Here is a 12334-nt window from a genome sequence, read left to right as displayed (position 1 = left end):
CAAGGCCGCTCAGCAGACCCGCCAGGTGAGCCATGTTGGTGGTCGCTTTGGTTACCGAGCAGTTGCCGACAACCAGGCCTCACCCTGGCCGATGGCGCCTGTCCAGCCAGCCTTGGGCAAGGCCGATCAGCAGGCCCGCCAGGTGAGCCATGTTGGTGGTCGCTTTGGTTGCCGAGCCGTTGCCGGCAACCAGGCCTCACCCCGGCCTGTGGTGCCTGTCCAGCCAGCCTTGGGCAAGACCGACCAGCAGGCCGACCAAATGGGCCATGTTGGCGGTGGGGGTGCCGAGCATGTCCAGGAAGCCGAGCACCAGCCAGACCAGCATGAAGCCCATCAGGGCTGGCGGCATGGCAAGGCCGCAATCCGGTTGCAGCCTGGTTCGCAGCCAGCTGTAGCCGAGCAGGGCATAGACCACCCCGGAGAGGCCGCCAAAGCGCGGGCCGCTGACAAAGAACTCGGCGATATTGGGCAGGGCAGCCCCGACGATAAGCAGGATGAACAGCTTGCCGCTGCCGAGGCGCTGCTCTATCTGGCCACCGAGATACCACCACCACAACAGGTTGAACACCAGGTGCAGCACCGAGAAGTGGATGAAGGCCGGGGTGACGTAGCGCCAGGCCTGCCAGTCGGTGAACTGGGCCAGGGTGGGGTGGAAGGCGAGCTCGTCGAAGATGGGCAGGCCGATGGCATCCAGAGCGTAGATGGCTAGGCAGGCGATGATGACCACCAGGGTCAGGGGGCCCGCCTGGTGGAGGAAGTCGGTGACCGGATCCGTCATCCCCTTGCTGTAGTCGATCCGGGCATCGGCATGGCCGGATTGCCAGGAGGCCTCCATGTAGCGGGGATGATTGGGTTCGCTCAGGAAGCGTTTGACCTCCTGCTGGGCCTGGGCGAGGCGCCGTTCGTCCGCCAGCCAGACCGAGACGCCGAGCTCGGACTGGGTCAGCTCGCACGGAATGCCCAGGGTAGCGAGATAATCCACCAGCGCCTGGGCCATGCGGGCGTCGCCCAGCACCAGCAGCTGGATCATGCCGGTCGAAGAGGAGCGACCCGCCTCTGTCATGCGTCCCCCGCCTGGATGGGGAACTCCCTGCGCCAGGCCTCGAAACCGCCATCCAGGCTATAGACCTCGTCATAGCCCTGTTGCAGCAGGTACTGGGCCGCCCCCTGGCTGCTGTTGCCGTGATAGCACATCACGATGACGGGGGTATCGAAGTCCACCTCGTTCATAAAGCGAACCAGGGTGCCGTTGGTGAGGTGGAAGGCGCCGACCGCGTGGGCCGTCTCGAAGGATTGGGGATCGCGAATGTCCACGAGACGGGCTTCGCCTGCGCTCAGCTTCTGGTGGGCATCATGGGCGCTGATATGGGCAAACTGGTCCATTGAGATGTCCTGAAAATGGAGGGTTGAAGGGCAGTTTACCGCAAGCGGCGGTTTGCGCTAAGTGTGCAATGGAGGCGGCATCCAGGGGATCGCAATTTTCTTCAATATCGGGCCGCCCGGGCCGGGTAGGCTCGGACTTCCCTCAATTGAACGAGCATCATCCATGGAATTCAGTCTGCTGTTATCCATGGCCGGGTTTGCCCTGGCCATGTCCATCTCCCCGGGGCCGGTCAATCTGGTCGCCCTTGGCACCGGCGCCCGGTACGGTTTCACGGCCAGCCTGCGCCACGTGGTGGGGGCCACCCTCGGCTTCATCCTGCTGCTCCTGCTGATGGGGCTGGGTCTTGGCGGCGCCCTGTCCCGCTGGCCTGTGGCGCTGGGGGCCATTCACTGGGGCGGCGTGCTTTTTCTCGGCTGGATGGCCTGGCAGTTGCTGGTGGACAGCGGCGAGGTGGAGGAAGTGGAGGGCGTGCCCCCCGCCTTCTGGTACGGGGCCTTGATGCAGTGGCTCAATCCCAAGGCCTGGCTCGCCGCCAGCATGGGGATGGGAGCCTATGGGATCGCGGGCGGCATGAGCCAGATCGCCCTCTTTACCGGCATCTATCTGGTGATCTGCCTCGGCTCCATCGCCTGCTGGGCCTATGCGGGCAGCCGATTGCAGGGGTGGCTGGTCTCTCCCCGCCGGTTGCGCTGGTTCAATCGGGCCATGGCGCTCTTGCTGCTGCTCAGCGCCGCCTATCTGGTGCGCTCGTCCTGAGGGGCGAGCTGCGCTCTGTACTGGCCCGGGGTGGCGGCCACCCGGCGTTTGAACTGGCGCTGGAAGTGGGCCTGATCGGCAAAACCGCTGGCAAGGGCCACTTCCGCCAGGGGCTGCCCCTGGCGCAGCAGGGTGCGGGCGTGGCGAATGCGCTGATCGAGCAGGTAGGCGTGGGGCGTCATGCCGTAGTGGCGGCTGAAGGCGCGCACGAAGTGGGAAGGGGTAAGCCCGGCCACCGCACTCAGCTGTGCCAGGGTGAGGGCGCAGGCACTCTCGTCCTGCATCAGCTCGGCGGCTCGCTGCAGGTGCCGGGGAGGGCGGTCATCCCACTTGGCTGGGGTGAGCCTGGCCAGAAGCTGGCGGCTGAAGAGGTGGCAGGCCACTTCGCGAGCCAGGGGATCCGGCTCCTCCACCAGTTGCCGGTGAAGCCGGCAGAGCCCCTGGTAGAGCAGGGGATCCCGGCTTGCGGTCATGTCGAAGGGGCGAAACGCGTTTCCGAGCCCGGCCTCCTCCTGCTGGCGCTGCAACCAGAGGTTGTCGATGTAGAACATCAGATAGGACCAGGGCTGGTCAGCGACGGGATTGCAGGCATGCACCTCTTCCGGGTTCATCAGCACCAGGCTGCCGCGGCCGACCTCTTGCAGGCTGCGCTGGTTGAGGTAGTGGCTGTGGCCGCCGGTGATGGCACCGATGGAGAAGTGGGGGTGGCTGTGCTTGTCATAGCAGACGCGCCGGCCATCCTGCACCGCCCGCGCCTCGATGAAGGGCAGGGCGGGATCGTGCCAGAAGTGGTGCTGATCCTGCGTCGCCCGCGCACGGCTCACAATGTGCTCCTCGGCGGGGGGCTGTTCCCCTGCCGGGCTCGGGGAGCGTGGCAGGGGAAGGGTGACGATGGTTGCTGCATCCTCAGCCGCCGAGATAGGCCTGGCGGACGGCGGGGTTGGCCAGCAGGGCCTCTCCCGTGTCTTGCAGCACCACCCGGCCGTTCTCCAGCACATAGCCGCGATCCGCCAGCTTGAGCGCCTGGTTCGCGTTCTGCTCCACCAGGAAGATGGTCATCCTGAAGCGCGCCGCGATAACTGCGGCCTCGGAGCCGCGATAAACGCCCCGCCCGTAGGGCGTCAAAGGTTGAAAGAGAATTGCAGAAGCGCCCAGCGCGCACAAACGAGAAGGCCGCCTCATGGGCGGCCTTCTTCGTTCCGGGTGGGTGATGGTCAGGTGGGCAGGTTCCTGGCCAGCTCGGGCAGGTTGACCTGGCCCTCGGCGATGGCCCGGAGTTCTTCATCCGGCAGCACCGACAGCAGGCTGGCTGCGCGGCGATCAAGCTCCAACCTGGCCATCCGCTGCCAGTCCGGGTAGCTCATGATGTGCGCCCGGCAGGCAGGGTTGTTGCGGGTGTAGCCGCCGAGGTAGTCGGTCAGGCTCTGCTCAATGGGCGTCATCATGCAGCCCTCCGGTGGTGGTCAACCATTCCTGCCAGGTAGGCAGCTTCCAGGGCCGTCTTGACCGACCAGACCGCCAGGTCGTGGAAGTCCAGGCTGTCCGAGTTCCTCGTCTCCAAGGTTTCCAGGCCCAGCGTGGTGGTGGCGATGGCCAGGAGATGCTCCTGGGCGGCGGGTGAAAGGGTTGGCATGGCCATGTAGTTCTCCTTGCGTTGCGATGGCACCAGTACCGCTCTACCTGGCCGAACAGTCAACCGCCTGGCTTGTAATTCATCACCAGCAGTTCGCCGCGCTCCTGCCGCCCAGCCCCGGACTTGCCGAGCGTGTAGCGGATGGCCAGGCTTTTCATCGTCAGCCCCTTGAACGCCTGGCGCATGGCCGGGATGTCGTTCACGGTGACGGCCGCCTTGCCCTTCATCGTGCGCAGTAGCTCGGCCATGCGGTCGTACTGTTCCAGACCGAACTCGACGCCATAGCCTTCAGTGCCGTAGTACGGAGGGTCGCAGAAGAACAGGGTGTGCTCGCGGTCGTAGCGCGTAATGCAGGCATGCCAGTCCAGGTTTTCGATATTGACCTGGTGCAGTCGCAGGTGCGCCGCGCTCAAGTCCTCCTCCAGCCGCAGGAGGTTCAGGCGCATCGGGGCAGTGGTGGACGTACCGTAGGTCTGGCCGTCCACCTTGCCGCCGAAGGCCAGCTTTTGGAGGTAGAAGAAGCGCGCCGCCCGCTGGATGTCCGTGAGGGTGTCTGGCTTCGTTTCCCGGAGCCAGGCGTACATCTGGCGGCTGGTGAGCGACCAGCGGAACTGCCGCATGAACTCGTCCAAATGGTGCTGCACTACGCGGTACAGGCAGACCAGGTCGCCATTCACATCGTTGAGCACCTCGACCTTGCTGGGCGGCTTGCAGAAGAACAGGCCCGCCGCACCAGCGAACGGCTCGACGTAGCAGGTGTGCTCCGGCAGGAGCGGGAGAATATGCGGAGCCAGGCGGCGCTTGCCGCCCACCCAGGGGACAAGCGGCACCGCCTGGACGTCATCGAAGTGGGCCTGCGCCCTCGCTTTCTTGGAGCCTTCCATCGGGCATCCTTTCAATGCTGGACGCTCGACGGCGTTCTGGTGGGAGGCTCTCGGCCTTCAAGACGTTGAGCGCCCGGCAACGCGGGCACTTAATTACAAGGCGGGTGAACACCCCCTCTCCCAACTTGCGGGAGCAAGCAGCACAGCGAATCTCTTTCATGGAACAAGCATTTTCTGCAAATCATTTGCAGATTCTGGTAGGCTAGAACCGCCTGGTACCGGGTGGCGGGCCTTAGCCGGTCTTGCAGGCTTGTGCTGCTTGATTGGGGTTCCGTCCGGTGTTCCAGCACCGGGTGGGGTCGCCCGTCTTTTTCAGCCGGTAGCATCCGGCTTTTCCCCACCCGCCGCCATTCAAGCGTTTTAGTTTTGCTTTGTCGGCAAGGGCGGCCTGGCTGGATAGAAGCGCCTCACCTTCGGCGGCAGCTTGCGCACCAGGTCGGGATTGACCTCGCGGATGGTGCGCCACATGAACCCCAGCGAGTGCGAATGCTTGGCATGGCCCAGCAGCGATATGACGCTGTCCGCCTTCCCCCGCTTGGCCGCCCGCCGGAACTTGAACAGGCTGTATTTGCGGATGAACTTGGCCCGCCGCCAGGTGCGGTAGCCCACGAAGTTCACCCCGCGCTTGGTTTTGGCCATCGTCCACTTCGACAGCTCCAGGTGCAGCTCGTCGTGCAGGAACGCTTCGATGCGTGCTTTGTATTCCAGGCACTGTTCCCGGTCGAGGTCGAACAGGATGAAGTCGTCCACGTAGCGGCAGTAGAGCCTCACCTTCAGCTCGCGCTTCACGAAGTGGTCGAGGGCATTGAGATAGACCAGCGCATAAATCTGCGAAAGTAGGTTGCCGATGGGAATGCCCAACGGCTCGGGCAGCTCGGCGAACTTCATCATCACGTCCACCAGGCGCTTGTCCTTGATCTTGCGCTCGATGAGCTGGCGCAGGATGCCCCGGTCGATGCGGTAAAAGAATTTCCTGATGTCGAGCTTGAGGGTGTAGCTGTCGGGGCGGCTTTTACGCAGCGCCTCCATCGCGTACTCGGAAGCCTTATGCGTGCCCTTGCCAATCCGGCAGGCGTAGGACTGGTCGATGAACGTGCGCTCAAAGAGCGGGCGGATGACAGCGTAGATGGCGTGCTGCACCACAATGTCTCCGAACCACGGGGCGCAGATTTCGCGGGTCTTGGGTTCATGCACCAGGAACCGCTTATAGCCGCGAACCTCGTAGCTGCCATCCTGCAGACGGCGGTGCAGCCAGTCGAGCACGGCCCCGGCGCGGATGTCGAACCAGAAGCAGGCTTTGCGCAGGCGTTTGCCGCGCCTGGCCTCGACGTAGGCGTTGAACAGTGCCTCGCGGGTGAAGGTCTGCTCGAACAGGTTCCCGTGCCGTTTCATTGCCCCTCCAATCCAAAAAAAACTCCGCGCTGGTCTTCGGGATGCCCCTACCAAAAAGCGCGGAGTGACTACGAGTTCGCCGCCCGCAGCGCGGGCAAGCAGGACGACCTATCCCTATGGCTCCACTATCCCCATTCGAGGTTTGAGGAAGAAGCCGCAGTCCGGGCGAGCGCCGACGTTGCTGTTAACATTCGTTCGTGCATTGTTGAGATTGCGCGCGAACACCCCAGCCGAGGCACCATTGTTATAGTTGCCACCGGCCAGAGGCAGACGTGATCGTAGGCCGCCCTTAAACCACAATGGATTGGTCATTTCTGCTGTCCTGCATCTTTCGATTCGGCCAGCTCATGGCGTATCCAACCTCCGATCATGCGGCCCAGCTCATCCACCAGCTTGCTTATCGCCTGCCAGCGCTTCGCTTCTACTTCTGCCGCATTACCTTCGGTGCGTCCGTCCGTGAACTTGAAATAGCCCAATTCATAGGCCAGAAACAACTGCATCCGCAATTGCTCATGGGCGATATCAAGTTGCGTGAGAGACGTCTTCTTGTGGTACCGCTTCTGACCTTCCACGATCAAGTCGTAGACCTCATAGGCGGCGTTGCGGATTCTGTTCGAGAGGGCATAACGCTCATGACGAGGGAAGTGATTTAGGTACACGTTCATGAGCTTTGCAAACTCCACGAACTTCCGCACTAATTGCGCCTCCCGATCAACCGCCATTCCTGCCCCGCCTCCCCAATCAAAATCCGCTTGCGATTTTATCGCATCACCCCCTAAAAAAAAATCGCCCGGTCGCTAACGCGACCGGGAGACCCATCACATACTGTTGCGCTGCTGGTGGGTGCTACCGCACCCCCCTTTCAAAGAACATAGGCCGGGCGAGCGCCGACGCCGCTGACAACATTCGTTCGCGCATTGTAGAGATTGCGCGCGAACACCCCAGCCGAGGCACCAAAGTTATAGTTGCCACCGGCCAGAGGCAGACGCTCGCCGTGGTTGCGCATCCAGAAATTGTCAGCACCCAAGCCCTCCACAGCCGGATAAAGGCACAAAGCCTTGGCAATGGCAGGCACCGTCAGGCCGTTCTTCACGCCCATGCTCTCAAACACCTGACTGGTGCCATTCACATAGTCATCTTCGTCCACATTGCCAGAGCGGTTGGTCACGGTGTCGGACAGCACATTGCCACCCGTGCCGTTGGCACCCGAAGCGTCATACTTCAAAGTACCCGCCGTACCCGGCGCAACCAGCGAACCATCCGACGCCTTGATCGCCTTCCAGAGCGTCGAGGTGCGGCTCTGGTCTTTGGTGTTGTCGGCTGCATCGTTATTGGCCAGCACCTGGATTTCTCCGTTGTTGAGGCGCAAACCAGCAGACCATTCCCACACGTTGCCGTTGAGGTCAGCAATACCGTTGGCCTGACCGTTGTGACGCCACGATGCCGGGCCGGAGCCGGTGTAAGTGCGTCCGTTCCCGACAGCCTCGCCAATATTGCCCCCATCGACACGCCGAGCCGTTTCCCACGGCGATCCGATGTCGCGGCCGTACTGGTTGTTGCCACGCGGCATCGTGCCGTTCTTCCAGCACCAGAGTGCGATGGCGGCCCACTCCGCGTTGGTCATCATGTGCCAGCCGGGGCCGTTGTTTGCTGCCCACGTCCTGAAGGTGTCGAAGTTGGCGCTGACCTGCGGCACCGCGCCGGGGAAGGACAGCAGGTTGCTGTCCTTCACGCAGCCGATATGCTGGCCAATGAACAGCTCGCTTTTTTCCACACCGTTGACGATGAAAGCCGGATGCACCCCGGTGCCCAGCGCCGGGTCGATGTCCTGCAAGTTGAACTTGGGGATCACGTTCATATAGCTCGGATGCCCGGCCGCCGTGTAGAGCACGGTGACGAGGCCGCCCGTGGCCGCTTCCACGCTCGCGCGCAGGTCGTCTTTGATGAAGATAGTCATGGGTGGTGCTCCTAGGTCAGTTGGTGGGCCACAGCGTCAGTGCGACGCGGTTGGGGTCGAACGGCACGGGGCTGCGCACGATGGTCGGCTGCTCGTCCTCGCCGAGTGGGCCTTCTTCATCCACATAGCGGCGGGCCGGGATTTCGATCTGCGCCAGGAACTCGCCTTCGCCGCCCTCCTGGGCCACGCCTTCGTGCTGGCGGATTTCGATGGTCTGCGTGACGTCCTCCTCGCGGGCCTCGCAGTTGACGACGACACCGGCGACCGTGATGACAGCACCGTTGGTGGAGAAGTCGGCCGAGTTCTGACCCGACTGCTTCAAGATGATTTGTGGCATGGATGATCTCCTTTCAGGGGTTTAGGCGTTGAGGCGGCTGACCCGCCAGCGGGCCACCACGTTGTCGGCAGCGGCGGCAAGCCGCACGGTGAAACCGTTGCGGGCGCGGCTGGCCACCACCAGGCTCTTAGCCTCGGCAGGCGCACCGCTGGCCGAGAGCACGTCGAAGGTGACGTGGTAGGCCGAATCCGGCAGCGCAGCGAGCTGCGGCGATGCCGAGGCAGGGTTGTCCAGCAGGATCGGGAACCCGGCCTCGACGCGGCGCACGTCCGTGAGCGTGACGGCCGCCAAGTTGGGGTCAGTGGCATCCGTCGACCCGGCGGGCACGGTGAGGTTGTAGAGGCGGATGCACCCGTCCGGCACGGCCTGGCCAATGGACGTCACGGCCAGCCGCCACAGGCCGCTGGCATCCTGGAACAGATAGGCGAACACGGTCACGGCACCCGAGCCGGTATTGCTAGGCACCGAGGCCGCATTGTTACCGTCCGCCACTGCAAACTTTCGGCCCTGTGCAAAGCAGGTACCAGTCGAGATATGCAGGTTGCGCGCGGCCGTGGTGGACTTCGTCACAGTGCAGCCGCTGACCACGCCCCGGTTGCTGATCTCCAGCACGCCTTCCTGCTGCGCGAATTGGTGCAGCGCGCGCACGCCCTGATTGGCCACATTCGCCTGGTCGATGGCGAACTTGATGGCGGCCAGGGTTGCGTCCTGGGCATCCGGCCCGAGCGCCTCGGTGGCCGCCTCAATGGCGTCCAGGCGCTCCTTGAGGTTGGCGCGGCCGCCCTTGGCCGCATCGACTTGGTCGGCACGCTCCTTGAGGAACTTGGTGCGGTTGGCGAGCTGCTTGGCCTGCACGTTGGCGATGCCATTGGGGCCACCCAGCACGGGGTCGGTGGTTTCGATCTGGTAGATACCGCCTTCCCAGGTCGAGGTTTCAGTCACGTTTGCCATGAATCGGTCTCCTTAGAAAAGAATCGTCCAGGAGCCGGTCAGCGACAGGTCGGACTCCTTCTCGATGGGTTTGCGCTGCTTGCGCGAGAACAACGTGCCGTCCGCGCAGATCAGCCCGAACTCGGTGATGGCCACGCCGTTCAGCTCGGCCGTGGACAGGCTCCAGTTGAAGCGCACCTGGCCGGTCGCGGGGTACTCCACGCTGCCGATAGCCTTGATGTAGGGCGAGGTCAGCGCCGTCTGGCCCGGCGCGGCGACGGTCTGGCCAATGCCGAAACCGATCTGCGTGATATGCCGGTTCGTGCCCGCGCCGCCGACCAAGCGGGCGAGCTGGTTCTTGGCACCGTTGACGATGAGGTTCTCCTCGTCGATGACCGCAACCAGGACACCGGAGCGGTACACGTCAAGGTGGAAGTGCCCGGCCAGCGGAACGCCTTCCTTGATCTTTATTTCCATTACGCCTCCAACAGGGTGACAACATCGCCGCTGTACGCCGAGTTGCCGAAGTGGGTGAATTGCCCGGCGTACCGCTGCGAACCGTCGAAACGGTGGGCGCTGTACGCCAGGCGGCCGTCGAAGCGCCGGTGGCGGCGCAACGTGATAGGCATGGGCAAGTCCTCGGCCACCGGAGCCGATGCCCCGAAGTCAGCCATGCCGCTGTAGTCCAGCTCGCCCGCGAACACCGGGCAGCGCGTCTGCTGGTCGAAGAAGCCGAGCGAGGCTTCCAGGCTTTCTTCCTCGCGTTCGCCCTCGTAGCGGGCACCCTCGGCCGTGGCCGAGAAGCCGTTGTGCAGGGCCGCGCCGTTGAAGCGCAGCGCACCGTTCCAGAGGTGGGTAGCGCCCTGGTCGTAGGCCAGCGCGCCGTCATAAAAGTGCTTTCCCCATCGGTGCTGGTCGTCATGGGTCATGACGCCCTGGTGCTGCTCGACCTCGGCCACGTCCACCTGCTCGGTCTCGCTGGCGCGGTAGCGCACATCCACCAGGTGGCTGCGCGCGGGCTTCCAGGCGTTGATGGTCTCGACGATGAGCGCGGTCTGCGCCGAAGTGATGGGTTGCTCGTCGCCCGCGTCGGCGATGACGCGGAACTGCGCCCAGCCGTAGGCGGCGTAGGCTTCCGCGCCGCTGTACGCGATTGCACCGTCGTAGCGGTTGGACGGCAGGCGCTCCGCTATCTCCAGGTCGTTGAAGCCCACCGACTTGAGCGCCTCACGGATGCTCCAGGGCGTGCCCTTGTGCCGATGCAGCGCAACGGCTCGCGCCAGCAGCGCCCGCCGTTGCTCCGGCGTCGTGGCCAGCCGCCAGCCCTCCGCACCCATGACGTGGAACTGCTCGCCCAGGTGCGGTAGCGCCGACTCGGTGACATGCTCGAAGTCATAGACCAGCGTGGGAGCCAGGTCGAGTTCGACCAGGCGCGCGATCAGCACCTCCAGCGCCCGCATGGACAGGTCAACCGCAAGCGCGGGCGGCAGCAGCGAGGGCTTCTCGAAGTCAGCCATGCGCCACTCCCGTCACCGTGACCTTGATGCTGGTGCAGCGCGGCCACTCCCACTTCTCCAGGTCGAGGTCGGCCACAGGCTGCACGGGCGTGATGGAATACACGCCATAGACGTGCAGCGCGTCGATGAGCTGCGAACGCACGATGGATGTGCCGAACTGCACCCGGTTGTCGCGGAAGTCCAGCGCGGCCTGCTCGACTTGGGCCTGGGCCAGCGCCGCATCGGCCGTTCGGGTCAGCACCACGCGCACGTCGATGGCGTAGTTCACCGGAACCGGGTCGGCGACCATGACCTGGTCGTTGAGCGGGCGCACCTTTTCGCCGCTGCACGTCGCCAGCACGGCCGCCTTAATGGTCTCGCCCGGCAAGCCGGAACTAGTCAGCGGATACAGCGTCACGTCGCCGGGAATGTGCGAGATGACGGCCACGTCCACGATGTCCGGGTGGGCCGACATGGCATGGAAGCGGTACGCCTCCACCGAACCGGCAACGCTGAAGGTCTCCGGGGCGGCCACGATGCGCTCGCGCAGGCGCTCGTCGCTTTCCTCGTCCGCGCCGCCCTCCGAGGTGGTGATGTTCTCGACGCTGGTCACGACCAGGCCCGAGGGCGTTCCCACCAGCGTCTTGATCTGGCCAGGCACGAAGCCATTGCCGACCACGCCCGCCTGGGTGCAGGTAGCCAGCACTTCTACCTTCGCCGCGCCTGCGGCCACGCTCACGGCCTGCGCGGTGGCGAAGGACACGCCGCCGCCTTCCACCTCAGTTCCCTGCGGCAGCACGGTGGCGATGTTCGGCGCGGGCGAGAAGGTGAAGCGCAGCTTCACGCTGGCAGCGACCGCCGCAACGCGCTGCACGCCCACGTTCTCGCCGATGTTGTCCAGAATCACGCCCCGGCTGTAGCGCACTAGGTTGAGCTTTGCTCCGTCCTGGAACGCCTCGCGCACCAGGCTCTCGCGGTACGCGATCAGGTCGATCAGTAGGCGTTCCACCTGCGCCGGGTATAGCGTCTTGCCTGTGAGCGACTCATAGGTGGCGATCATCTCCCGCGTGATCTTCGCAGGGTCGCGCTCGATGAAGTCCGGCTCCGGCAGTTGTCGGTCAAGCAGGCTCATAGCACCTTCCTCATGGGTACGCGCGTGGAGAACATCTCGGCCTCCACGCTGTCGGCGAACACCCACTCGACTCCGACCAGCAGACCCGCATCGCCTTCCTTCGTGACCGGCACGCGCATCACCTTGATGCGCGGCTCCCATATCGCCAGGGCATCCACCACTTCACGCACGAAGTGCGGGCGGGCGCTGTCGATGGGATAGTCGAGGTAGAGGTGCAGCTCGCTGCCAAAGGTGGGGCGATGCGGGTCGCTCCCTTTCGGCGTGGTCAGGATGATGTAGATGCACTGATTGATGTCGGCCACGCCCGTCACGACTTCGCCCAGGCGATCACTCGCAAGGCCGGAAGGGTGGCCCGCAGTCGCACCCGACAGAGCGGGCTGGAAGAATGCAGGGCGAGAAGTAGCGGGGACGATGGCAACCATGCCCGTATGGT

Annotated in this window: 17 protein-coding genes and 1 pseudogene; 1 reads left to right on the top strand and 17 read right to left on the bottom strand. The window is 64.2% G+C overall.

Translation table 11 applies throughout. From position 1 onward, the window contains the following. Nucleotides 1–196: 196 nt before the first annotated feature. Nucleotides 197–1030: a rhomboid family intramembrane serine protease GlpG gene (gene glpG / locus AB7E19_RS19880; RefSeq protein ID WP_029313427.1), complete on the bottom strand. Its 834-nt coding sequence runs from the start codon at nucleotides 1028–1030 to the stop codon at nucleotides 197–199. 29 nt (nucleotides 1031–1059) lie between these two features. Beyond that, entirely contained in the window at nucleotides 1060–1383 is a 324-nt protein-coding gene (glpE, locus tag AB7E19_RS19875) for a thiosulfate sulfurtransferase GlpE (protein WP_005307320.1), read from the bottom strand. Nucleotides 1384–1546: 163 nt separating this feature from the next. Here glpE and AB7E19_RS19870 point away from each other — a divergent pair, with 163 nt between their 5' ends. Beyond that, entirely contained in the window at nucleotides 1547–2140 is a 594-nt protein-coding gene (locus AB7E19_RS19870; RefSeq protein WP_010672378.1) for a LysE family translocator, read from the top strand. Here the strand turns inward: AB7E19_RS19870 and AB7E19_RS19865 are convergent. From AB7E19_RS19865 to AB7E19_RS19795, 15 genes and pseudogenes are all read right to left on the bottom strand, one after another. After that, nucleotides 2119–2964 carry an AraC family transcriptional regulator gene (locus AB7E19_RS19865; RefSeq protein WP_069652902.1) on the bottom strand — a complete coding sequence of 282 codons (846 nt, stop codon included), beginning with the start codon at nucleotides 2962–2964 and terminating at the stop codon, nucleotides 2119–2121. The two genes, AB7E19_RS19870 and AB7E19_RS19865, sit on opposite strands and share 22 nt — an antisense overlap. An 82-nt stretch (nucleotides 2965–3046) precedes the next feature. Beyond that, a pseudogene (locus AB7E19_RS19860) lies at nucleotides 3047–3199 on the bottom strand (branched-chain amino acid ABC transporter ATP-binding protein); the annotation flags it as partial. Between the two features lie 155 nt (nucleotides 3200–3354). Continuing rightward, nucleotides 3355–3585: a hypothetical protein gene (locus tag AB7E19_RS19855; protein WP_182963438.1), complete on the bottom strand. Its 231-nt coding sequence runs from the start codon at nucleotides 3583–3585 to the stop codon at nucleotides 3355–3357. Beyond that, nucleotides 3582–3773 carry a DUF6900 domain-containing protein gene (locus AB7E19_RS19850; protein WP_182963839.1) on the bottom strand — a complete coding sequence of 64 codons (192 nt, stop codon included), beginning with the start codon at nucleotides 3771–3773 and terminating at the stop codon, nucleotides 3582–3584. Before AB7E19_RS19850 ends, AB7E19_RS19855 begins: the two co-directional genes overlap by 4 nt. Before the next feature lie 59 nt (nucleotides 3774–3832). After that, entirely contained in the window at nucleotides 3833–4657 is an 825-nt protein-coding gene (locus AB7E19_RS19845) for a DNA adenine methylase (RefSeq protein WP_182963437.1), read from the bottom strand. After that, entirely contained in the window at nucleotides 4614–4817 is a 204-nt protein-coding gene (locus tag AB7E19_RS19840) for a Com family DNA-binding transcriptional regulator (protein ID WP_182963436.1), read from the bottom strand. Before AB7E19_RS19840 ends, AB7E19_RS19845 begins: the two co-directional genes overlap by 44 nt. A 200-nt stretch (nucleotides 4818–5017) precedes the next feature. Next, nucleotides 5018–6049, bottom strand: a complete 1032-nt coding sequence (locus tag AB7E19_RS19835) for a reverse transcriptase/maturase family protein (RefSeq protein WP_182963435.1) — start codon at nucleotides 6047–6049, stop codon at nucleotides 5018–5020. 308 nt (nucleotides 6050–6357) lie between these two features. Continuing rightward, complete coding sequence (locus AB7E19_RS19830; protein ID WP_182963434.1) at nucleotides 6358–6771, bottom strand: four helix bundle protein; 414 nt, start codon at nucleotides 6769–6771, stop codon at nucleotides 6358–6360. 140 nt (nucleotides 6772–6911) lie between these two features. Next, on the bottom strand, nucleotides 6912–8006 hold the full coding sequence (locus AB7E19_RS19825) for a hypothetical protein (RefSeq protein ID WP_427936333.1): 1095 nt from the start codon (nucleotides 8004–8006) through the stop codon (nucleotides 6912–6914). Between the two features lie 16 nt (nucleotides 8007–8022). Further along, complete coding sequence (locus AB7E19_RS19820; protein ID WP_427936331.1) at nucleotides 8023–8343, bottom strand: hypothetical protein; 321 nt, start codon at nucleotides 8341–8343, stop codon at nucleotides 8023–8025. 21 nt (nucleotides 8344–8364) lie between these two features. Then, nucleotides 8365–9294, bottom strand: a complete 930-nt coding sequence (locus AB7E19_RS19815) for a hypothetical protein (protein ID WP_113995577.1) — start codon at nucleotides 9292–9294, stop codon at nucleotides 8365–8367. Nucleotides 9295–9306: 12 nt separating this feature from the next. Then, complete coding sequence (locus tag AB7E19_RS19810) at nucleotides 9307–9750, bottom strand: hypothetical protein (protein WP_182963430.1); 444 nt, start codon at nucleotides 9748–9750, stop codon at nucleotides 9307–9309. Then, nucleotides 9750–10790 carry a phage tail protein gene (locus tag AB7E19_RS19805; RefSeq protein ID WP_182963429.1) on the bottom strand — a complete coding sequence of 347 codons (1041 nt, stop codon included), beginning with the start codon at nucleotides 10788–10790 and terminating at the stop codon, nucleotides 9750–9752. The genes AB7E19_RS19810 and AB7E19_RS19805 overlap by 1 nt, the downstream gene beginning before the upstream one ends. Further along, nucleotides 10783–11901, bottom strand: coding sequence for a baseplate assembly protein (locus AB7E19_RS19800; protein WP_278855910.1), 1119 nt, complete (start codon nucleotides 11899–11901; stop codon nucleotides 10783–10785). The genes AB7E19_RS19805 and AB7E19_RS19800 overlap by 8 nt, the downstream gene beginning before the upstream one ends. Continuing rightward, nucleotides 11898–12323, bottom strand: a complete 426-nt coding sequence (locus tag AB7E19_RS19795) for a GPW/gp25 family protein (RefSeq protein ID WP_079381551.1) — start codon at nucleotides 12321–12323, stop codon at nucleotides 11898–11900. The genes AB7E19_RS19800 and AB7E19_RS19795 overlap by 4 nt, the downstream gene beginning before the upstream one ends. Between the last annotated feature and the right edge of the window lie 11 nt (nucleotides 12324–12334).

It is taken from the genome of Aeromonas sp., assembly GCF_050252055.1.
GTDB lineage: Bacteria > Pseudomonadota > Gammaproteobacteria > Enterobacterales > Aeromonadaceae > Aeromonas > Aeromonas caviae.
The sequence above is the reverse complement of the archived record's forward strand: the minus strand, read 5'-3'. Positions and strand labels throughout refer to the sequence as shown.